At 69.8% G+C, this 21,528-nt stretch carries 19 protein-coding genes; 11 read left to right on the top strand and 8 right to left on the bottom strand.

Annotation, left to right across the window (positions count from 1 at the left end):
- Window positions 1-180 precede the first annotated feature (180 nt).
- Window positions 181-711 (bottom strand): phosphoribosyltransferase, encoded by a 531-nt coding sequence (locus tag SGCZBJ_RS10850; protein WP_101718025.1) that lies wholly within the window; start codon window positions 709-711, stop codon window positions 181-183.
- A 15-nt stretch (window positions 712-726) separates the two neighbouring features.
- Window positions 727-1,689: an MJ0042-type zinc finger domain-containing protein gene (locus SGCZBJ_RS10845; protein WP_101718024.1), complete on the bottom strand. Its 963-nt coding sequence runs from the start codon at window positions 1,687-1,689 to the stop codon at window positions 727-729.
- A gap of 57 nt (window positions 1,690-1,746) precedes the next feature.
- Between SGCZBJ_RS10845 and ftsE the strand changes: the two genes are divergently transcribed.
- Genes ftsE through SGCZBJ_RS10825 form a run of 4 tightly spaced genes read left to right on the top strand, consistent with a single transcriptional unit; the run spans window position 1,747 to window position 4,698 of the window.
- The gene (gene ftsE / locus SGCZBJ_RS10840) at window positions 1,747-2,481 is read left to right on the top strand and encodes a cell division ATP-binding protein FtsE (protein WP_165799300.1); all 735 of its coding nucleotides are present in this window, start codon (window positions 1,747-1,749) and stop codon (window positions 2,479-2,481) included.
- A complete protein-coding gene (locus tag SGCZBJ_RS10835; protein WP_101718022.1) occupies window positions 2,478-3,371 on the top strand; it encodes a cell division protein FtsX in 894 nt (297 codons plus the stop codon). Before ftsE ends, SGCZBJ_RS10835 begins: the two co-directional genes overlap by 4 nt.
- A complete protein-coding gene (locus tag SGCZBJ_RS10830; RefSeq protein WP_101718021.1) occupies window positions 3,368-3,994 on the top strand; it encodes a YdcF family protein in 627 nt (208 codons plus the stop codon). The genes SGCZBJ_RS10835 and SGCZBJ_RS10830 overlap by 4 nt, the downstream gene beginning before the upstream one ends.
- Complete coding sequence (locus tag SGCZBJ_RS10825) at window positions 3,991-4,698, top strand: lysophospholipid acyltransferase family protein (RefSeq protein ID WP_101718020.1); 708 nt, start codon at window positions 3,991-3,993, stop codon at window positions 4,696-4,698. Before SGCZBJ_RS10830 ends, SGCZBJ_RS10825 begins: the two co-directional genes overlap by 4 nt.
- A 118-nt stretch (window positions 4,699-4,816) precedes the next feature.
- On the opposite strand, the gene SGCZBJ_RS10820 is transcribed toward SGCZBJ_RS10825, so the two are convergent.
- Window positions 4,817-5,365: a gamma-glutamylcyclotransferase gene (locus tag SGCZBJ_RS10820; protein WP_101718096.1), complete on the bottom strand. Its 549-nt coding sequence runs from the start codon at window positions 5,363-5,365 to the stop codon at window positions 4,817-4,819.
- Window positions 5,366-5,403: 38 nt separating this feature from the next.
- Here SGCZBJ_RS10820 and SGCZBJ_RS10815 point away from each other — a divergent pair, with 38 nt between their 5' ends.
- The 7 genes from SGCZBJ_RS10815 to SGCZBJ_RS10785 all read left to right on the top strand — a co-directional run bounded on the left by SGCZBJ_RS10815 (window position 5,404) and on the right by SGCZBJ_RS10785 (window position 13,394).
- A complete protein-coding gene (locus SGCZBJ_RS10815) occupies window positions 5,404-6,423 on the top strand; it encodes a DUF2125 domain-containing protein (protein ID WP_101718019.1) in 1,020 nt (339 codons plus the stop codon).
- A gap of 330 nt (window positions 6,424-6,753) precedes the next feature.
- Window positions 6,754-7,545: a chorismate mutase gene (locus SGCZBJ_RS10810; protein ID WP_101718018.1), complete on the top strand. Its 792-nt coding sequence runs from the start codon at window positions 6,754-6,756 to the stop codon at window positions 7,543-7,545.
- 50 nt (window positions 7,546-7,595) lie between these two features.
- On the top strand, window positions 7,596-8,711 hold the full coding sequence (gene hisC / locus SGCZBJ_RS10805) for a histidinol-phosphate transaminase (RefSeq protein WP_101718017.1): 1,116 nt from the start codon (window positions 7,596-7,598) through the stop codon (window positions 8,709-8,711).
- Window positions 8,708-9,649, top strand: coding sequence for a prephenate/arogenate dehydrogenase family protein (locus tag SGCZBJ_RS10800; protein WP_101718016.1), 942 nt, complete (start codon window positions 8,708-8,710; stop codon window positions 9,647-9,649). The genes hisC and SGCZBJ_RS10800 overlap by 4 nt, the downstream gene beginning before the upstream one ends.
- Window positions 9,650-9,741: 92 nt before the next feature.
- Complete coding sequence (locus SGCZBJ_RS10795; RefSeq protein WP_101718015.1) at window positions 9,742-11,379, top strand: phytoene desaturase family protein; 1,638 nt, start codon at window positions 9,742-9,744, stop codon at window positions 11,377-11,379.
- 172 nt (window positions 11,380-11,551) lie between these two features.
- Window positions 11,552-12,691 carry an aromatic ring-hydroxylating oxygenase subunit alpha gene (locus tag SGCZBJ_RS10790; RefSeq protein WP_101718014.1) on the top strand — a complete coding sequence of 380 codons (1,140 nt, stop codon included), beginning with the start codon at window positions 11,552-11,554 and terminating at the stop codon, window positions 12,689-12,691.
- A 115-nt stretch (window positions 12,692-12,806) separates the two neighbouring features.
- Window positions 12,807-13,394: a TetR/AcrR family transcriptional regulator gene (locus SGCZBJ_RS10785; RefSeq protein WP_101718013.1), complete on the top strand. Its 588-nt coding sequence runs from the start codon at window positions 12,807-12,809 to the stop codon at window positions 13,392-13,394.
- A gap of 194 nt (window positions 13,395-13,588) precedes the next feature.
- On the opposite strand, the gene SGCZBJ_RS10780 is transcribed toward SGCZBJ_RS10785, so the two are convergent.
- The 5 genes from SGCZBJ_RS10780 to SGCZBJ_RS10760 all read right to left on the bottom strand — a co-directional run bounded on the left by SGCZBJ_RS10780 (window position 13,589) and on the right by SGCZBJ_RS10760 (window position 21,175).
- Window positions 13,589-13,834: a hypothetical protein gene (locus SGCZBJ_RS10780; RefSeq protein WP_101718012.1), complete on the bottom strand. Its 246-nt coding sequence runs from the start codon at window positions 13,832-13,834 to the stop codon at window positions 13,589-13,591.
- A 129-nt stretch (window positions 13,835-13,963) separates the two neighbouring features.
- Window positions 13,964-15,271: a Xaa-Pro dipeptidase gene (locus tag SGCZBJ_RS10775; protein WP_101718011.1), complete on the bottom strand. Its 1,308-nt coding sequence runs from the start codon at window positions 15,269-15,271 to the stop codon at window positions 13,964-13,966.
- 10 nt (window positions 15,272-15,281) lie between these two features.
- Complete coding sequence (locus tag SGCZBJ_RS10770) at window positions 15,282-16,589, bottom strand: APC family permease (RefSeq protein ID WP_101718010.1); 1,308 nt, start codon at window positions 16,587-16,589, stop codon at window positions 15,282-15,284.
- Between the two features lie 79 nt (window positions 16,590-16,668).
- The gene (locus SGCZBJ_RS10765; protein WP_101718009.1) at window positions 16,669-19,011 is read right to left on the bottom strand and encodes a TonB-dependent receptor; all 2,343 of its coding nucleotides are present in this window, start codon (window positions 19,009-19,011) and stop codon (window positions 16,669-16,671) included.
- Window positions 19,012-19,162: 151 nt separating this feature from the next.
- Window positions 19,163-21,175, bottom strand: a complete 2,013-nt coding sequence (locus tag SGCZBJ_RS10760; RefSeq protein WP_101718008.1) for a tetratricopeptide repeat-containing sulfotransferase family protein — start codon at window positions 21,173-21,175, stop codon at window positions 19,163-19,165.
- Window positions 21,176-21,528 lie beyond the last annotated feature (353 nt).

The following is a 21,528-nucleotide window of genomic DNA, read 5'->3' as shown; positions in this document are numbered from 1 at the left end:
TCTGGGGGAGGCGGCCGAAGGCCGGCGGGGGGCCGTTTTCAGCTTCCACTGAATAAAGCCGTTTTCCGCCCCCCTCCGATCGCTACGCGATCGCCTCCCCACAGGGGCAGGTTCCAGAAAACGAAAACGCCGCGAAAGCCGATCAGCTCTCGCGGCGTTTTTGCATTCGGTAGACTGAAATCAGTCCAGCGCGCCGATGTACGGCAGGCCGCGGCTCTTGCCTTCGTCGTCCAGGCCGTAGCCGACGAGGTAGCGGGCCGGGGCTTCCCAGGCCACGAAGTCGGGCTCCATGCCGCGCGAGGTCGGCCAGGGCTTGCGGGCGAAGACGGCGGTCAGCACTTCGCTGGCGCCGGCGTCCTTGACCAGGCGGGCGGCTTCCGACAGCGACAGGCCGGTGTCGAACACGTCGTCGACCACCAGGGCGCGGCGGCCCACCAGCGGGCGCTGCAGGTCGGCGCGCACTTCGCAGCGGCCGGTGCTCTTGCGCTCGTCATGGTACGAGGCCAGCCACAGGGCGTCGAAGCGCACGTTGCGGCCGGCCTTCCACAGGGCGCGGGTCAGGTCGGCGGCGAACCACAGGCCGCCGGTCAGCAGGCAGACGGCGACGGTGTCGTCGTCGATGCGCGGGGCGATCTGGCGGGCCAGGGCTTCCACCCGCTCGGCGATTTCTTGCTCGGAAATGAGCACTTCGGGGCGGTGGAGCTCGGTCATGTCAGAGGATCTTGGTCAATGATGGTCGGCGGCGGCCGGTTCGGCCGCTCCGGTCTCATGACCAGGGGCGCCGTGTCCAGCCCCTTCGGCCGCAGAATCGCCCCCATGGGCCTCTTCGGCGGCATGATCCGTGGCCGTCGTGTCCTGGGCGCCGCGCAGTTCGGGCTCGCCGTGGCCGGCCTTGGCGGGCCCCAGCCCCGTCTTGACGGCGTGGGCGGCGCCCTTCTCGACCGCAAAGCCGACTTCCAGGATCTGGGCGCTGGACGGCGGATCCAGCAGGGTGACCGAGAAGTGGCGGGTCTGGCCGGGCGGAATGATCGGATCGGCGGCGGCGGCCAGCTGGCCGGCCACGCGCTTCTGGCCCTTGTTCAGCAGCGCGATGCGCAGCGGCGGGGCCGAGACCGGCTTTTCGGTGATGTTGCGGATCACGCCGGTGACGGTCAGGGCCGCACGGCCGTCGTGCATCGAGGGCTGGGCGCGGATGCTGCTTTCCTCGACGATCAGGCCCACGGTGTTGATCGGCTTGCCGACCATGGCGTAGGCGCCGGCCGTGCCGGGCATCAGCTTGCCGATGTCGAGGCGGAATACGGCCACGCAGCCCAGCACCAGCACCACGAAGGCGGCCATCGAGGCCCAGACGATGCCGGTGGTCTTGGCTTCCTTGAGGCGACGCTCGGCGTCGGCGCGGGCGCGGAACACCTTGGGCAGTTCCTCGCCCGGCAGGGCGCTGACCGGCGGCTCGGCCTCGGCCTCGTCGTCGAGGGCGTGCAGCGGATCGAGCGTCGCCGAGACGGCGACATCGTTGGCCGCGGCCCCCGTCGCCGGCGGCGCGTCGAACAGGTCTTCGTCGGCGGCGGTTTCGTTACGCGCGGTCCAGCGCGCGCCGCACGAGGCGCAACGCACGACACGACCGGCCGAACCGACCTTGGCGTCGTCGACGAAATAGCGGCTGGCGCACTCCGGACAGGTCAGTATCATGGCCGCGAATCGGTCATCCCCGCTTTACAGCATTGGAGGTCGCCGATTTTAACCCTGATGTCCAGAAACCCCATCGACACACCCTTGCGGACCGGCGCAGATCAAGACCCCGACGCCGTCCCCGTGGTCCGTTTCGAAGGCGTCTCCATGCGCTACGGGCGGGGTCCCGAAACCCTGCGCGACATCGGGTTTTCCCTTGCCCCAGGCTCGTTTCACTTCCTGACCGGCGCCTCGGGCGCGGGCAAGAGCTCCCTGCTCAAGCTGATCTATCTCGCCCATCGTGCGTCACGGGGTCGCGTCGAGCTGTTCGGACGCGACGTGAACCTGGTTCCGGGCGCCGACCTGCCGTTCCTGCGCCGCCGCATCGGCGTGGTGTTCCAGGAATTCCGCCTGCTGGAGCACCTTTCGGTGTTCGACAACGCCGGCCTGCCGCTGCGCATCGCCGGCCGCAAGCCGAACACCTATCGCGACGACGTCGCCGAGCTCCTCCACTGGGTGGGCCTGGGCGAGCGCATGCACGCCCTGCCCGCCACCCTGTCGGGCGGCGAGAAGCAACGCCTGGCCATCGCCCGCGCCGTCGTCGACCGGCCCGACATCCTGCTGGCCGACGAACCCACCGGCAATGTCGACCCGGCCATGTCGCTGCGCCTGCTGCGCCTGTTCGTCGAGCTCAACCGCCTGGGCACCACGGTGCTGATCGCCACCCACGACGAGGAACTGGTGGCCCGCGCCGGTCGCCCGGTGCTGCATCTCGAGCATGGCCGCCTGGTCGACACGGGCGAAGCGCGATGAGCGGCCCGTTCGACATCAACCGCTGGAAGCCCGGCCCGCTGCTGCCGCCCCGCGACGCCCGAGACGGGGCGCTGGTCTTCGTCGTCGCCGTGCTGTGCTTCCTGGCCTGCCTCACCGCCCTGGCCGCCCTGGCCGCCAACCGCGCCGCCGAGGGCTGGACCTCGCAGCTGACCGGCTCGGCCACCGTCGTCGTCCGCGCCAAGGCCGGCGAGACGCCCGACAGCGCCGCCGCCCGCGCCGCCGAGACCCTGGCCGGGGTCAAGGGCGTGGTGCAGGCCCAGGCGCTGACCAAGGACAAGGCCGAGGCCCTGCTGGAGCCTTGGATCGGCCGCGACGCCCTGGTCGCCGACCTGCCGACCCCGCGCCTGGTCACCCTCGATCTCGACCCCAAGGCCCCGGCCAGCGCCGAGGCCCTGACCAAGGCCCTGCACGAGGCGGCGGTCGACGCCGTGGTCGACGACCACAGCCGCTGGATCGCCGACATAGAGCGCGGCGCGGGCCTGGCCCGCTGGGCGGCGCTGGGCGTGTTCGGCCTGATCGCCGCGGCCACGGCCGCCGTCATCACCTTCGCCACCCGCGCGGGCCTGGCCGCCCGCCACGAGGTGATCGAGGTGCTGCACCATTCGGGCGCAGAGGCCGGGTTCATCGCCAAGCTGTTCCAGAACCGGTTCGCGGCCATGGCCGCCAGCGCAGGCTTGCTCGGCGGCGCGGCGGCGGTCATCGTCGGCGTCGCGGCGCGGCTGGCGGGGGGCGGCTCGGGCCTGACCCCGGTCCTGCCCCTGGCCTGGGTCGACCTTCTGGCGCCCCTGCCCTGCCCGCTGATCGCCGCCCTGGTCGCGGGGATGGCCGCGCGCGCCGCGGCCCTCCGCCTGCTGAAGGACATGCCGTGAAGAGCATCGCCGCCTTCCTGATCGTGGTGATGATCTGGGTGCTGGGCCTCTTGGCCTTCACCTCGCGGGTGGAGCGCTCGACCCCGGCCGCCGACCCGCCCGTCGCCGACGGCGTGGTGGTGCTGACCGGCGCCTCGAACCTTCGCCTTGAGGCGGCCACCAAGCTGCTCGAGGCCGGCAAGGGCAAGCGCCTGCTGATCTCCGGCGTCAACCGCGAGGCCACCCGCGCCGACGTCCTGGACGTCACCAAGGCGGTCAAGCCGATCTATGACTGCTGCGTCGACTTGGGGTTCGCCGCCGCCGACACCGTCGGCAACGCCCGCGAGACCGCCGAATGGGCCAAGGCCCGCGGCTACAAGAGCCTGATCGTCGTCACCGCCGACTACCACATGCCGCGCTCGATGCTCGAGCTGCGCGCCACCATGCCGGACGTCGAACTCTCCGCCTATCCGGTGGCCACGGAGAGCCTGAACGCCCGCCGCTGGTGGAAGCGCTCGCACACGGCCCGGCGGATGATCGTGGAATACTGCAAGTACCTGGCGATCCTGGGGCGCGAGGCGTTCCTGAACCTGGGTCCGAAAGACAAGCCCGCCGAGACGTCGGCAACGGGGAAAGACTCTTGATCTATCTGCGCTCGTTCCTGTTCCAGCTGTTCTTCTGGCTGTGGTCGGCGACCATGGCCATCCTGATGCTGGTGACTCTGCCCCTGCCGCGTCCAGTCAACCGGGCCGCCATGCGGCTATGGTCGCAAGGCGTGATCCAGGGCCTTCGCTGGCTGGCGGGCGTACGGGTCGAGGTGCGCGGCCAGGTTCCCACCGGCCCGGCCCTGGTGGCCGCCAAGCACCAGTCGATGTTCGACGTCTTCAGCCAGTTCGCCATCCTGCCCGACGCCTGCTTCGTGATGAAGAAGGAGCTTCTGATGGTGCCGCTGTTCGGGTGGCACGGCCTGAAGGCCCGGATGATCGTCGTCGACCGCGACGGCCACTCGGCGGCCCTGAAGAAGCTGGTGCGCGACAGCGTCGACCGCATGAAGGAGACGCGCCAGGTGGTGATCTTCCCCGAAGGCACCCGCGGCAAGGTCGGCGAGCCCGGCGACTACAAGCCCGGCATCGCCGCGCTCTATCGCGAACTGGAGCTGCCGGTCACCCCGCTGGCCCTGAACTGCGGCCAGCACTGGCTGCACAAGAGCCTGCTGATCCAGCCCGGCGTCATCGTCTTCGAATACCTGCCGCCCATCCCCGCCGGCCTCAAGCGCGGCGAGTTCATGCGCGAACTGCAGACGCGCATCGACGGCGCGACCAAGGCGCTGGAGGATGAGGGGGTTTAAGATCCCCCTCAGTCGCTCCGCGACAGCTCCCCCAGAGGGGGAGCATATTTCTTGCCAGATCCTCCCCCTCTGGGGGAGGTGGCCCAGAGGGCCGGAGGGGGCCGCCCGTCAGGGCGGCTCAAGCCTCCCGCGCCTCCACCATCTTCAGCAGCGCCTCCATGGCGTGGTCGCGGACCCCGTCCTCGCGCAGGTGGCCGACCAGGTCGCGCAGGTAGTCGATGTTCGGCCCCGACAGGCCCCTGGCGCCGGCGATCAGCTCAGCCTGCTGCTCCAGGGTCAGCGCGCCGGCCCATTGGCCATGCTTGCGGTCCGACAGGAACACCAGGGCCGGGACCTCGCCGTCGCCGTCGACGCGCAGCTTGGCCCAGGCCTCGAAATAGGTCTCGGTCGGCTGCTCGCGTTCGCGCAGGTAGGCATAGACCTCGGGCCAGGCGCTTTCCGCCACCCGATAGGCCACGCCGCGCACCGCTCCGCCGGGCGCCAGCCCCAGCACCAGCCCCGGCCGGTCATAGGTGCCGCGGTGATGCACCGAATAGATGCAGAAGGCGCGCCTGCGCCCATGGAGAACCGCGGTTCTTCGGTCTATGAACGGGAACCCGGGCCGCCACATCAGCGATCCGTAACCGAACACCCAACGATCGCCGCCCTGCGGCTGCTCGCTCGCCACGCCCAAAACCCTCACCGACCGGAACAGCCCCTTCGCCCATGACCCATAGCGACCCGACGCCGTCCCGCAAGCCCCGCCGTCGCGGCCTCGTCTTGCCTTTCGTGCTCGCGGCCCTGGTCTGCATCGTCTGGAGCGTCGGGTGGTTCTATCTGCGTAACGAGATGATCAAGCGCATGGACGCCACCTCGGCCCACCTGAAGGCCGAGGGCTACGACCTGTCGTGGACGAAGCGCGAGGTCACCGGCTTCCCCTTCCGCCTGGACGTCCAGCTGGAGAACGCCCGGGTCGCCGAGCCCACCGGCTGGGCCGTGCGCGCGCCGCAGCTGAAGGGCGAGGCGATGATCTACGGCATAGGCCACTGGATCATCGTCGCGCCGGCCGGCGTCGTCCTGACCCGTCCCGAGAAGGGCGACGTGACCATCACGGGCGAGGCCCTGCGCGCCAGCCTGGCAGGCTTCGACCAGTATCCGCCGCGCATCTCGGTCGAGGGCGCGAAACTGCTCTTCACCACCGCCGCCGACGTCGAGCCCTTCCCGATCAGCTCCACCGAAGCGCTGCAACTGCATCTGCGCCCGGGCCCCGACCAGCAGGGCGCGATCCTGTTCAAGGCCGACGGCGCCAAGGTGGCCTTCACGGGGCTGCTCGGCCGCATCGCCCAGGACCGCACCGCCTCGCTCTACTGGGACTCGCGGCTGTCTAAGGCACCGGCCCTGCGCGGCGACAACTGGACCGACGCGGTGCGCGACTGGACCGCCGCCGGCGGCGCCATCACCGTCGAGAGCGGCAAGCTGACCGCCGGCGACGCCCTGATCGAAGCCAGGTCCGGCGCCCTGACCGTCGACGACCGCGGCCGCCTGCAAGGCGCCCTCGACGTCACCGTGCGCGAGAAGCCGACCACGGCCGAGGCCATCACCGACGCCCGCTCGGCCGTGGCGGCGGTCGCCGCCGCGGCCGGCAAGGACCCCACGCTCAGCGCCACCCTGGAATTCCAGAACGGCCGCACGCGCCTGGGCCCGTTCGACACCGGTCCGTCGCCGCAGGTCTACGTGCCGCGCTGACCAAACCCTCTCTCTTTGAGAGAGGGAGGGGCCCGCCGCGAAGCGGTGGGAGGGTGAGAGGTTTCACCCTTGCAGGCAAACCTCCACACGCAGCTTGCCGAGCTGAAGCAAAGCGACCCCAGAGCATCGCTTTCCGTCGCCCTTGACGGCCTCACCGCGCCATTTTCGGAGAGGTCGTAACCTCTCACCCTCCCCCGCCTTCGGCGCGGGCCCCTCCCTCTCTCTCAGAGAGAGGGATCATAAAACGACGCAATTTCCTTCCCCAGCCATGCGGCTATTGCACCCTTCGCGGCAAGGACTATGTTCCGCCCCTCATTTTCGGGGATAGACATGGGTCGCGACGCGGACGAGACGCCGCCCTCGCTGGACGAGGTCCGATGGCGCATCGACGCCATCGATAACCAACTGCTTGCGCTGATCGACGAGCGGGCAGGCCTGTCGCGCGCCGTGGCCGCGGCCAAGCAGGCCGCCGGCGACACCGGTTTTGGCCTGCGCCCCGGCCGCGAGGCCCTAATCGTCCGCAAGCTGCTGTCGGCCCAGCGCAAGGACGCCCCCGACGCCCTCGTCATCCGCATCTGGCGCGAGCTGATGGCCGACAGCCTGTCGCGCCAGGGCCCGTTCCACCTGACGGTCTGGGGCGACGGCCGCACGGTCGAACTGGCCCGCCTGCGCTTCGGCGCCGCCCCGCCGATGGCCGTGGTCGCCGCCGACAAGGACGCCCTGGCCGCCGCCAAGACGCCGTGGGGCGTCTCGGTGCTGGGCCTGCAACCGGGCAGCGCCTGGTGGGCGCGCCTGCTGGCCGAGCCGACGCTGAGCATCTTCGCCGCCCTGCCCTGCCTCACCCGCTGGGGTCCGCAGGCCGCGTTCGCGGTCGCCCAGGTCGAGGTCGAGCCCACAGGCGGCGACCAGACCTTCTGGGTGACCGATAGCCAGAAGAGCGCCGGCGCCATCGTCGAGGCCCTGGGCGCCGACGGCGTGGCGGCCGAGCCGCTGGCCGAGGCCGGCGGCCTGAAGCTCTTTTCGCTGTCGGGCTTCTACCAGCGCAACGACGAGCGCCTGGCCCGCGCGCCGGGCCAGCTGACCGGCGTCATCGGGGCTGCGCCGGTTCCCTTCGACGTGTAAGAAGGCCCCGTTTTTTCGAGAAGGCCGCCTTGGCCCCTTTGAGACCCGTGATGACCGCTTCCGACCGTTCCGCCTCGCCTCGTCCGCTGCCCAAGCCGGGCATCCTCGACATCGCCGCCTATGTGGGCGGCAAGTCGAAGATCGAGGGGATCGCCCATCCGGTGAAGCTGTCGAGCAACGAGAACGTCCTGGGCTGCAGCGAGCAGGCCAAGGCCGCCTATCGCGACGCGATCGACCGCCTGCACGTCTATCCGGACGGCAAGTCGAACGCCCTGCGCGCCGCCGTGGCCGATCGCTATGGCCTGGAGCCCGAGCGCCTGACCTTCGGCGACGGCAGCGACGAGATCTTCGCCCTGCTGTGCCAGGTCTATCTCGAGCCGGGCGACAACATCGTCCAGGGCGAGCACGGCTTCGCCGCCTATGCGATCGGCGCCCGCGCCTGCCAGGCGCAGGTCCGCTTCGCCAAGGAGCCGAACCGCCGCATCGACCTGGAAGAGACCATCAAGCAAGTCGACGAGCGCACGCGCCTGGTGTTCATCGCCAACCCGGCCAACCCGACCGGCACCTGGCTGACCGGCGAGGAAATCCGCGCCATCCACGCGGCGCTGCCGCCGTCGGTGATCCTGGTTCTGGACGGCGCCTATGCCGAGTTCTGCACCGACCCGCGCTTCGAGGACGGCCTGGCCCTGGCCCGCGAGACGCAGAACGTCATCGTCACCCGCACCTTCTCGAAGATCCACGGCCTGGCCGCCCTGCGCGTGGGCTGGGGCTATGCCGACTTCGGCATCATCGATCCGATCGAGCGCATCCGCCCGCCGTTCAACACCTCGATCCCCGGCCAGGACGCCGCCATCGCCGCCCTCGCCGACCGCGCGTTCGAAGCCGCCTCGGTGGCCCTGGTCGAGCAGTGGCGTCCGTGGCTGGCCCAGCAGCTGGGCGGCCTTGGCCTGACGGTCACCCCGTCGGCGGCCAATTTCGTGCTGGTCGACTTCCCGACCACGCCGGGCAAGACCGCGCTCGACGCCGAGGCCTTCCTGGCGAGCAATGGCTATCTCGTCCGGGCCGTGGCCAATTACGGCCTGCCGGAGTCGATCCGCATCACCATCGGCCGCGAGGAGCACAACCGCGCCGTCGTGGACCTGCTGGCCGAGTTCGTAAACCGATGAGCCCCACCGGCCTGCTCTATCCCAAGATGACCGTCGTCGGCGCCGGCCTGATCGGCGGCTCGGTGATCCTGGCGGCCCGCGCCCACGGCGTGGTCGGCGAGGTCACCATCGCCGACGCCAGCGAGGCCCACCGCGCCCGCGCGCTGGAGATCGGCCTGGCCGACCACGTCACCGGCGACCTGGCCGAGGCGGTCAAGGACGCGGATCTCGTCGTCATCGCCACCCCGGTGCTGTCGATCGGCGAGGTCGCCGCCGCCGTCGCGCCTCACCTCAAGCCCGGCGCCACCCTGACCGACGTCGGCTCGACCAAGGCCACGATCGCCGAAGCCTTCCGCTCGCCCGCCCTGGCCAAGGTGTTCCCGATCCCCGGCCACCCCATCGCCGGCACCGAGCAGTCGGGTCCCGACGCCGGCTTCGCCGAGCTGTTCGAAGGCCGCTGGACCATCCTGACCCCGCTGGCCGACCGCGAGGACGAGGCCTACGCCGCCGCCGTCGCCAAGCTGTCGACCTTCTGGCGCTCGTTCGGCGCCCAGGTCGAGCTGATGGAGGAGAAGCACCACGATCTGGTGCTGGCCGTCGTCTCCCACCTGCCCCACCTGATCGCCTACACCATCGTCGGCAGCGCGGCCGACCTGGAGAACGTCACCGAGAACGAGGTCATCAAGTATTCGGCCTCGGGCTTCCGCGACTTCACCCGCATCGCCGCCAGCGATCCCACCATGTGGCGCGACATCTTCGTGGCCAACAAGGACGCGGTGCTGGAGATGCTGGGCCGCTTCACCGAAGACCTTCAGGCCATGAGCCGCGCCATCCGCTGGGGCGACGCCGACACCCTGCACGCCCACTTCACCCGCACGCGGGCTATCCGGCGCGGCATCGTCGCCGCCGGCCAGGAAAGCGCGGAGCCGAACTTCGGGCGCGATCGCGGCAAGCACTGAGCCTGGCGAAACCTCGCCCTTCGACACGCGCTGGACTATTTTACACCCGTATAGCAACCTCCTCACCAGACGCTTCTGGGGGAGATGCGAGCATGACCCAAACCCGTGACGCCGTGATCATCGGCGGAGGCCACAACGGCCTTGTCTGCGCCTTCTACCTGGCCAGGGCCGGGATGAAGGTCACCGTCTGCGAGGCGCGCGGCGTGGTCGGCGGGGCGGCCGTGACCGAGGAGTTCCATCCCGGTTTCCGCAACTCCGTGGCCAGCTACACGGTCAGCCTGCTCAATCCGCGCGTCATCGCCGACATGGACCTGCACGGGTTCGGCCTGACCTTCCTGGAGCGGCCGATCTCCAACTTCCTGCCGATCAGCGACGACAAATATCTGAAGCTGGGCGGCGGCCTCGAGCGCACCCAAGCCGAGTTCCGCAAGTTCAGCCGCCGCGACGCCGAGATCCTGCCGGCCTACTACGCCATGCTCGACGAGATCGGCGACGTGCTGCGCGATCTCGCCCAGGAGACCCCGCCCAACCTCGGCGACGGCCTGCCGGGCGTCCTGCGGGCCCTGCGCCAGGGCGGCCGCCTGGCCATGCTCTCCCGTGAGAGAAAGCGCGACCTGCTCGACCTATTCACCAAGAGCGCGCGGGATTTCCTCAATGGCTGGTTCGAGAGCGAGCCGGTCAAGGCCGCCTTCGGCTTCGACGCCGTGGTCGGCAACTACGCCAGCCCCGACACGCCCGGCTCGGCCTATGTGCTGCTGCACCACACCTTCGGCGAGGTGAATGGCAAGAAGGGCGCCTGGGGCCACGCGGTCGGCGGCATGGGGGCGATCACCCAGGCCATGGCGAAAGCCTGCGAGAAGGCCGGGGTCGAGATCCTGCTCAACGCGCCCGTCGAGGGCGTCCACGTCGAAAACGCCCCTGGGGGCGGGAAAGCCGTGGGCGTGCAGTTGGTCGACGGCCGCCAGATCATGGCCCCGATCGTCAGCGCCAACGTCAATCCGGCCCTGCTCTACAAGAAACTCGTGCCGCCCTCGGGCCTGCCGGCCGATTTCCGCAAGGCGATCGACGGCTACAAGAACGGCTCGGGCACCTTCCGCATGAACGTGGCCCTGTCGGAGCTGCCGGACTTCACGTCCCTGCCCGGCAAGGCCGTGGCCGAGCATCACCAGAGCGGCGTCGTCATCGCCCCCAGCCTCGACTACATGGACGCCGCCTATCGCGACGCCAAGGCCGGCGGCATGAGCCGCGCCCCGATCGTCGAGATGCTGATCCCCTCGACGCTGGACACCAGCCTGGCCCCGCCCGGCCAGCACGTGGCCAGCCTGTTCTGCCAGCAGTTCGCCCCCACCCTGCCGGACGGCCGGGGCTGGGACGACGAGCGCGAGGCCGCCGCCGACCTGATCATCGACACGGTCGACAAATGGGCCCCCAACTTCAAGGCCTCGGTGCTGGGCCGCGTGATCCTGTCGCCGCTGGATCTGGAGCGGAAGTTCGGCCTGATCGGCGGCGACATCATGCACGGCCACATGAGCCTGGATCAGCTGTGGGCCACCCGGCCGCTGCTGGGCCACGCCAGCCACCGGGCGCCGATCAAGGGGCTCTACATGTGCGGCGCGGGCACGCATCCCGGCGGCGGGGTGTCGGGCAATCCCGGCCGCAACGCCGCCCGCGAGATCCTGCGCGACAAGGACTTCGCCACGGCGGTGAAGCTGTCGGTGACGGGGCGGTGATGAAGACGCGCGCGCGCCCTTCCCCCTTGATGGGGGAAGGGTCGGGGATGGGGGTGACCGCGGCGTTGGACGTCACGCAGGTCGCGCCCCCTCCGGACCCGCTGTCACCCCCACCCCTGCCCCTCCCCCATCAAAGGGGGAGGGATCGCGCCTTGGCCGGAGAGATCCTGCGATGAACATGATCTCCAACCATGATCCTCAATCCGACTGGGGCCTGCCCGGCTGGATCTACGGCTCCGAGCGCTTCTTTCGCGAGGAGCAGGACAAGGTCTTCCGGCCGTCCTGGCAGATCGTCTGCCACCTCAACGACATCCCGAAAGCCGGCGACTTCCACACCTTCGACTTCGTGGGCGAAAGCCTGGTCGTGGTGCGCGGCAAGGACGGCGGGGCGCGGGCCTTCGCCAATGTCTGCCGCCATCGCGGCGCGCGGCTGCTGGACGGCCCCACCGGACGCTGCGGCCGGATCGTCTGCCCCTACCACGCCTGGACCTACGACCTGGAAGGACGGCTGATCGGTGTGCCGATGCGCGACGACTATCCGGCGCTCGACATGGCTAAGGAGGGCCTGGCCAAGCTCGACACCGAGATCTGGCGCGGCTTCGTCTTCGTGCGGCTGGAGGGCGACGGCCCGTCGGTGGCGGACATGATGGCTCCGTACGAGCACGAGGTCGCCCACTACCGGTTCGAGGACCTGCAACCCTTCGGCCGCGTCACCCTGCGGCCGCGTGACGTCAACTGGAAGAACATCAGCGACAACTACTCCGACGGCCTGCACATCCCCGTCGCCCATCCGGGCCTGACCCGCCTGTTCGGCAAGGGCTATGGCGTCGAAGCCGAAACCTTCGTCGACAAGATGTGGGGCCAGCTGATCGACGAGCCGTCGAACAACCCGTCCGAACGCCTCTACCAGCATGTCCTGCCCGACGTTCCGCACCTGCCGGAAGACCGCAAGCGGCTGTGGACCTACTTCAAGCTCTGGCCGAACTTCGCCTTCGACATCTATCCCGACCAGGTGGACTTCATGCAGTTCATTCCGGTCTCGGCCGGCAGGACCATGATCCGCGAAATCGCCTACGCCCTGCCCGACGAGCGGCGCGAGATGAGGGCGGCGCGATACCTGAACTGGCGCATCAACCGCCAGGTCAACGCCGAGGACACCGAACTCGTCGCCCGCGTCCAGCAGGGCATGGCCTCGCGAACCTTCACGGCCGGCCCGCTGGCGACCAGCGAGGTGTCGTTGCGCAGCTTCGGCCGCAAGCTGCGGGCGCTGATCCCCGAGAGCCGCCAGCCGCGGCCGCCGGAGGGGTGGTGAGCTCCCCCTCCGGCCCTCCGGGCCACCTCCCCCAGAGGGGGAGGATCTGGGTTCGCGCCCTCCAGATGCTCCCCCTCTGGGGGAGCTGTCGCGGAGCGACTGAGGGCGTCCTCCCCTGACCCGCGCCCCCTTCACCCGCGAAGCGCCCGACGTCCGCCGCCAGGCCCTGGTCGCGGCGGCCGAGGCCGTGCTGGCCCGTGAAGGCGTGGCTGGAACCTCGGTGCGGACGATCTGCGCCGAGGCCGGTGTCTCGGCCGGGCTGCTGCGGCACTATTTCGAGGGGGTCGACGACCTGGTCGCCGCCGCCTACGAGGCGGTGGACCAACGGATCGACGCGGCGCTGGAAGCCGCCGTGGCGAGCGCCGGAAACGATCCCCGCGCGCGCCTCTCGGCCTATCTCGCCGCCAGCTTCGCGTCGCCGGTGCTGGATCCCGACCTGCTGGCCGCCTGGATCGGCTTCTGGGGCCTCGTAAAGACCAAGCCGCGCATCGCCGCCATCCACGCGACGTCCTACGCCGCCTATCGCGCCCGGCTGGAGACCCTCCTGGCCGACTGCGGCGTCAAGGACCGCCGTCTGGCGGCGATCGCCCTGACGGCCATGGTCGACGGGCTGTGGCTGGAGCTGTGCCTGGACCCCAGCACGTTCGGCGCGGCCGAAGCGGTGCGGGCGCTGGAGACGGCGGCCGGCGCCTGGCTGGGCTGAGGAACCTGGCTCCTCCCCCGTGAAACGGGGGAGGTAGCGCGGCGCCATCGGCGCCGTGACGGAGGGGGCGACGGCTCGCACAGCGCCCAGTCTCGGTCCTCCTCCCCCGCAGGCGGGGGAGGTGCCAAGGCAAGAAAAAAGCCGCCCCGACGGATCGGAGCGGCTTCAAGTCGGCCTAGATTCGAATAGAAGGATCAGGCCGCGACGGCGGCGGCGCCGGCCAAGCCCTTGCGGCCCCAGGTCGGGCGGCGGGCTTCGGGCTCGGCCACGTGCACTTCGGCGTAGCGACCCTGGCTGGTCATGTGGCGGGCCAGCAGCTGGGCCAGGGCGACGGCTTCATGCTGGCTGGGGCACGAGCTGATCAGGTCGGGCGAGTCGTTCCAGGTCACGTGCCAGACGCCGGCGACGGGACGGACGTAGTAGTGGTTCGAGTCGGCCATGGGGAGGCTCCTGCATCGAGACTGACGCCAGCTTTCCCCCACGGACCGCTTCGCGACAGCTGTTTCAATGCTGCACAGCAACATTGAGTTGCGGCGCACAATGCGCGACCCGCGCCACCGGCGAAACGGTTAATTCTGCGGCGCCATCTCGCCCTTGTGGACGACGCCGCCCTTCATCACCTTGGCCACCTCGGCCAGCACCCCGACATCGGCCAGCGGATCGCCCTTCACCGCGATCAGGTCGGCGTAGCAGCCGGCCTGGGCGCAGCCGACGTCCTTGTCCTTGCCCATCAGGGCCGCAGCGCTGGTGGTGGCCGACTGGATCGCCTGCATCGGCGTCATGCCGTACCTGACCATGTAGGGCAGCTGTCGCGCGTTCAGGCCATGCGGATAGACGCCCGCATCGGTGCCGTAGGCGATGCGCACCCCGGCCTTCACCGCCTTGCGGAAGCCTTCGCGCTGGGCGTCCGTCGTCTCGCGGTTCTTGCGCAGGGTCTCGGCGGGCCAGCCGTTCTTCGTGCCGATCTCGTCGATGTAGTCGCCGTTGTAGATATCGGCGACCAGCCAGGCGCCGCGGGCCTTCATCAGGGCGATCCCCTCGTCGTCGATCAGCGAGCCGTGTTCGATCGAGCGCACCCCGGCCCGAACGGCGACCTTGATGCCCTCGGCGCCGTGCGCGTGAGCGGTGGCGTAGGTTCCGCGCTTGGCGGCCTCTTCGACGGCGGCCTCGATCTCTTCCTTGGAAAGCTCCAGCTGGCCCGGCTCGGTGCCGACGGTCAGCACCGCGCCGGTGGCGATCAGCTTCAGGAAATCGGCGCCGTGCACCAGGATGTCCCGCGTCTTGCGATGGGTGTCGGCCACGTCCTCGACCACGCCCCGGCGCATATCGGGCGGAATGCCGACGTCGGCGGCGATGCCCGTCACCTCCCCGCCCCCGCCGGGCGTCGTCACATAGGCCCCGGCCACCGACATGCGCGGCCCGGGAACCAGGCCCTTGTCGATGGCGTCCCTCAGCGCCACGTCGCCGAACGCCCGCCAGGTCCCGACGTCGCGCACGCTGGTGAAGCCGGCCATCAGGGTCGCGCGGGCATGGGCCGCGCCGATATAGGCCTGCTCGGCGGCGGTGGTCAGCAGCGGCTCGGCGATGTTCTCGGTCTGCTCCTGGTCGACGATGTGGGTGTGCATGTCGATCAGGCCGGGCAGCACGGTCAGGTCCGACCAGTCGCGCACCGGCCCGTCGGCCGGCGCGCCGGTCCAGGCGCTCACCGCCGTGATCCGCTCGCCCTCGATGCGGATCAGCCGGTCGGTCAGAACCTTGCCGGCGACCGGATCGACCAGTCGGCCGGCCCGCACGTATGAGACCTGCGCGACGGCGGCGCCCGCCGCCAGCAGGGCCAGGGCGGCGACGCCCACCGTCAGGGTCGAGCGCAGGATCATGGAAAGGCCCTCAAGTGCGCGCCGTCCGGCGCATCAGCAGGTGAACGGGGAAGCCGGCGGCCAGCAGCACGACGCCCCACATGACGGCCTCCCTGCCCGCCCCGAACAGGGTGAAGACCGCATAGAGCCCGGCCAGGATCGCCACCACGGTCAGCAGCCGCGAGCCGGGAACCAGCCCGTCCCTTTGCAGCTTCAGCGCCGCCAGCGCGCAGGCCAGATAGGTGAACAGCGAGGCCGTAGTCGCCAGCAGGGCGATGAAGGTGAAGAGGTCGGCCATCGACTTGGCGTAGTTGATCCCGACCAGCACGGTCAGGAACAGGCCCGAGACCAGGTGGGCCCGCACCGGCGTTCCGCGGCTGGACGACTTGGCCAGCACGGCCGGAAACACCCCGCCCCTGGCCATGGCGTAGGGCATCTCGCCTTGCAGCAGCACCCAGCCGTTCAGGGCCCCGAAGGCGCTGATGGCGGCGAAGGCGGCCACGGCCATGGCCGCGCCCGAGCCCCAGAACCGGCCAATGAACTCGGCCATCGGGGCGTTGGAAGCCTTCAGGGCGTCCGGGGGCGAAAGCAGCACCACCGCCGAGCACACCAAGAGGTAGACGACGCCGGTGAAGGCCGCCCCGAACAGCGTCGCGCGCGGGATGGTGCGGGCCGGGTCCTTGACCTTGTCGGCCGGCACGGTGGCCGACTCCAGGCCCAGCAACGCCCACAGCGTCAGGGCCGAGGCGGCGACCAGGCCGGGGCCGCCCAGTTGCGCCGTATCCAGCGGGGCGGAGATCGCGGCGGCGCCGTCGCGGCCCAGCAGCCAGGCCGACAGGCCCAGCACCGCCGCCAGCGGCAGGAGCTTGAGCACCGTGGTCACCACCTGCACCTCGCCGGCCAGGCGCGCGCCCAGGCAGTTGACGCCGATCAGGCCCCAGATCAGGGCCAGGGTGACCAGGGCGTGCAGGCCGGGCGTCTTGGCGATGGCCGGGACCAGCACCGACAGGTAGCTGACCGCGCCGGTGGCGATGGCCGCGTTGCCCACCCACAGCGAGATCCAGTAGGCCCAGGCCACGACGAACCCCGCCGTCCGCCCGAACGCTTCCTGGGTGTAGGCGTAAGGCCCGCCTTCGCGCGGCAGGGCCGCCGACAGCCGGGCGAAGACGAAGGCCAGGCAAAGGCCGCCGGCGATGGTGACGATCCAGCCCAGCACCCCGTTCCAGCCGTAGGGGGCGAGCGACGCGGGCAGCATGAACACGCCCGAGCCGATCATGTTGCCCACGACCAGGGCGCTGCACATCCAGAAGCCCAGGGCCTTGGGGGACGAACTACTCATATGGCCATGCTTTCACCCCCGCCCAGAACGCGCAACCGCCCCCGCCGCGAGGCGGAGGCGGCGCGCCATCCATCGACGATCAGAACTTCTGGCCGAACCGCAGGCCGAAGGTCCGGGGCTGGTTGGGGATCACATAGACCTTGTCGGCGCAGACCGCCTCGGCGCACTGCACGAAGCGGCTGGTGCTGGCCCGCTCGTCCGTCAGGTTGGTGATGAAGGCCGCCAGCGACCAGCTGTCGCGCGCCAGGCCCGTCGACACGTCGAAGGTGATGTAGCTCTGCTGCTTGCCCAGGATCGCCGCCTCGACCGTGCGCAGGTCGGAATAGGACGAGGTCTGCCCCACCGCCGAGGCCTGCACGAAGCTGTCGAAGTCCTTCCAGTCGAACTCGTAGCGGGCGGTCAGGTTGGCCTTGAACTTCGGCGTGATCGGCAGCCGCGTACCCTTGGGGGCCTGCGGACCGTCGGGGAAGCCGGCTGAACCGACCGGACAGTCGGTGATCGGCACGCCGGCGCTGTCGGTCTCGCCGCAGTAGTTGGCCGTCAGCTTGGCGTCGGTGTAGGCGGCCGCGGCGTTGACGGTGAAGCCCTCGGCGACCGCGATGGTCAGGTCGGTTTCCGCGCCCTTGATCTCGGCCTCGTTGGCGTTCTTGATCTCGGTCAGGCCGTTGGCCCCCAGGATCGAGAACTGGAACTTGTTCCACTTCTCCAGATAGACCGCGCCGTTCCAGCGGAAGCGGTTCTGTGCCCAGCTCGTCTTCCAGCCCAGCTCGTAGTTCTTCAGGTAGTCCGACAGGTAGGGCGGCAGGGTGCCGCGACGATTGATGCCGCCTGGCCGGTAGCCCTCCGAATAGGTCGCATAGACCAGCTTGGCCGGGTCGATCTTGTAGGTGAGGGTCAGCTTGGGCGTGTTGCCCGTCTCCTTCACCCGCTTGTCGAGGTTGGTGCAGGGCGAGCCGGAGATCACCGGCCCCTTGAAGCAGGCCCGCTCGCCCGTCGAGCCGTAGCCCGCGCCGTAGCCGTAGAAGCCGACCAGCGAGTTGTCGGCCTCGAAGAAGCGGATGCCCGCCGTCGCCGTCAGGCTCGGCAAGATGTCGAACGAGACCTCGCCGAAGGCGGCCCTGTCGCGGTCGACGCGCTTCTGCTCGGTCAGCCAGATCGTGCCCGGATGGCCCGACGGCGACAGCGACTCGCCCAGGGCGTCGATCTTGTAGTCCTGGTGGATGCCGTGCGCCTGGCGTTGGTAGAACAGGCCTGCGACGAACCGCAGGCGCTTTTCCTGCGGCGAGCTGATCCGCAGTTCATGGCTGATCTTGTTGTAGCGGTCCTTGCCCTGGATGTACTGCGACGGATCCACCGGATTGCCGGCGTCGTCGGTCCAGTAGGCGCCGTAGCCGTACAGCGTGTCGTAGAAGAACGAGTAGTCGGTGTAGTCCTGCTCGGTGTCGGTCGTGCGTTGCAGGTACGAACCGGCATAGACGATGTCGAGATTGCTGATCTTGCCCTCGACGGTCATCGCCGCCTGCCACCAGCGGTCGTCCGAGCTTTCCGGATAATAGTGGCTGACCTTCAGGTCGCCGATGTCGGGGTCGAAGCCGAAGAAGCCGCCCGACTTCTGCACCTGGCCCATGACCTGGGGCGTGATCGTCCAGTTCTCGCCCAGTTCGACCTTCACCGCCGCGCGGGCGCCGTGGGTCTCGACCTCGTTGTAGTTCTTCCTGGTGACGCCGTCGTTGTCGATGGTCACGCCCGAGGTCGGATAGGTCCGCGTCGAGGGCACGTTGTCGATGTAGCCGGCGTCGCGCTTGCTCCAGCCGACCATGCGCACGGCCACCGTGTCCGACAGCGGCTGGTTGACGAAGCCCTCGGCCACGTAGCCCGTGCCGCCCGCCTCGACCTTGTTGAGCTCGATGTTGTAGCCGGCCTTGAAGCCCGCGGTGCTGGGCTTGTTGGTGATGATGCGGATGGTGCCGGCCTGGGAGCTTGCGCCATACAGCGTGCCCTGCGGCCCGGCCAGAGCCTCGACCCGCTCGATGTCGTAGACGTGGACGTCGAGCGCGCCCTGGATCGTGGTGATCGGCTGCTCGTCCAGATAGATGCCCACGCTGGGCAGCGAGCCGGAGTGGTTGCCGTCGCCGCCGCTGGCCACGCCGCGCATGTAGACCTGGTTGAAGCCCGGCCCCGAGCCCTGGAAGGACACGCTGGGCAGGAACTTCACGTAGTCGGCGAAGTCGGCGACCTCCAGCTGCTCCAGCTTGGCCTGGCCCAGCGCCTGGATGCTGACCGGCACGTCCTGCAGGTTCTCCGAGCGCTTCTGGGCGGTGACCACCACCTCTTCCAGAGCCACCCCGCCTTCCTGCGCCAGCGCGGTCCCACAAAGCGCGCTGCTCGACATCAGGGCCGTGACCAGCAGGCCCGACCGCATTGTTTTTGAACGCCTAATCGACACGTGTTCACTCCTTGGCCCCAGAGAGAACGACGTTCTTTCAATGTCGTGAGTCCGACAATCCGGCAAAGCTTGGCGATCGCGCAATTCACCGGACTGTTGCAAAAACGGCAGCGCCGTCTTCCGGTGGTCAAATAACAGGCGGGTCCGGATAGGCCGCCAGGACGGGCCCCAGCGCCGCCTTCAGCGGATCGAGCCACGGCTCATAGTTGCGCCACTGGTCGACCCCGTCCTTGAAAATCGGCTGGCGCACCTGCTCGGAGCTGGCGGTGCGTACGGCGCGGTCGTTCTGGTGGAAATCCAGGCATGTCGCCTCGAACGGCAGGCCGCAATGATCCAGCAACCGGCGGATCTCGCCTTCCGGGTCCTCGACCATCGCCTCGTAGATCACCCGGTGCACGCGCCCCGGCAGCACGGCGTCGACGTGCGCCATCAGGTCCACGTAGTCGGCATAGTAGCGGCCGATGTCCTCCAGGCCGTAGCTGAAGGTCTGGCCCCGCGCGAAATGCTGCTTGAAGCCCGAGAAGCAGCAGCCCAGCGGATGGCGCCGCGCATCGATGATCCTGGCGTTGGGCAGCATCAGGTGGATCAGCCCGGCGTGGGCGAAGTTGTTGGGCATCTTGTCGACGAAGAACGGCCGGTCCGTCTTGCGCTGCACCCGCGTGCGCTCGAGGTACTCCTCGCCCAGCGCCCTCAGCGCGTCGGCGTCCAGCGTCGCCAGCGCCTCGGGATACAGCCCCTCGCCTCGCCGGCCGCCCAGCCGCTTGGCGATGGCGATGACGTCGGGCAGCTCCATCGTGCCCTCGACCTGCGAGTGGCTGGCCAGGATCTGCTCGATCAGCGTCGAGCCCGAGCGCGGCAGGCCGACGACGAAGATCGGATCAGGCGCGGCGGCGCCCCAGCCTCTCCGTTCGGCGAAGAAGCCCGCCGTGAACAGCGCCTTGCTGCGCGCCGCATGGGCCGTGGTCTCGTCGGCGTCGTAGCGGATCTGGACGCGGCGAAGCTGCGCGCCCTTGGCGTAGTGGCCGAAGCTCTGCTCGTACCTACCGGCGTCCTCCAGCGCCTTGCCCAGGGCGTAGTGCAGGTGGAAGCGGTCCTCGTCGGCCAGGTCGGCGCTGGCCAGCTGGCCTTCCATGACCGCCAGGTCAGCGTCGGAGAACCGCAGGGTCTTGAGGTTGGCCAGGCTCCACCAGGCCTCGCCCAGCATCGGCGCCTGCTCGACGGCCTTGCGATAGGCCGCCTCGCATTCGGCCCGGCGGCCCAGGGTCTTCAGCGCGTGGCCATAGCTCATCCACCCCTTGGGCTGATGCGGGTGGCGCGCCAGCACCTCGCGATAGATCGCCGTCGCCGCCTCGTACTCGCCGATCCGCACCAGGGCCGCGGCGCGCAGGTTGGCGTAGGCCGGATGGCGCGGGTCGGCGGCCTGCAACAGGTCGAGCTGGGCCAGCGCCTCCAGCGTCTTGTTCTGGCGATAGAGCAAGGTCGCCAGGTTGTGCCGCGCGGCCGTGAAGCCGGGCGCGAAGGCCAGGGTCTGGGTCAGGATCCGTTCGGCGTCCTCGTAGCGGCCCAGGCGCGCGGCCACCTCGGCCAGCATCCGCAGCGCCGCCGGCTCGTCGGGTCGCGCCGCCAGATAGGCCCTCAGGCCGTGCTCGGCCTCCGACAACCTGCCCTCGACCAGCGCCGAAGCCGCCGCGATCAGCGCCGGCTCGCGCACCGAGGCCTGCACCTGCCGGTCGCCCGCCGCCTGGGCGCCGACCAGGTCGCCCAGCACCGTCAGCCCCACCGACAGCGCCCGCCAGGCCTCGCCAAACTTGGGATCAAGCGCCGTCGCCCGCCGCAACGCCGCCACGGCCTCCTGCGTGCGGCCCAGGTCCAGCAGCACGAGGCCATGCTCCAGCTGCGCGTCAGGCGCATTGGGCAGGGCCCGTGACAAGGGATCGATCACCGGCAGGGCGGAGGCCGCGTCGCCCGACAGCCGCAGGGCCGCGGCCAGGATCAGGGTCGCACCGGGATGACCGGGAACGGCTTCCAGAATCGCCATGGCCTGCTCGCGCGCCAGCTGCGGATCACGCGACAGCAGGCGCATGGCGTGGCCCAGCGCATCGGCCAGACTGCCCGTCGGCTCCGAAACCTGCCCCTGCATGCAACCCCGCGACGCTTCGTACCGCCGGTATCGGAGGGCGGTGCAAGGCGGGTGTCAATCGGGCGAGGGCGGATCGGCGTTGAGATGCTCGACCTGCCGCCGAAGCGGCCGTCGCCGCTCCCCCTCCCTCATCAACCCTCGTCATCCCGGAAAGCCCGCAGGGCTTATCCGGGACCCAGGGGACTGGGCATGGCCGCCAGTTCAAGCGCCCCAGCGGATCCCGACGCATTGCGGCGGCCCCTGGGTCCCTGTGTATTGCGATGTAGGTCGGGCGGTCGCCTGATGGCTGGCGGGCGCAGCTCGTTGGGTCCCAGGCGTCACAGGCCGTGATCCGGCAAGGGCGCGTCCGCCAG

Source organism: Caulobacter zeae, assembly GCF_002858925.1.
GTDB classification, from domain to species: domain Bacteria; phylum Pseudomonadota; class Alphaproteobacteria; order Caulobacterales; family Caulobacteraceae; genus Caulobacter; species Caulobacter zeae.
The sequence above is the reverse complement of the archived record's forward strand: the minus strand, read 5'-3'. Positions and strand labels throughout refer to the sequence as shown.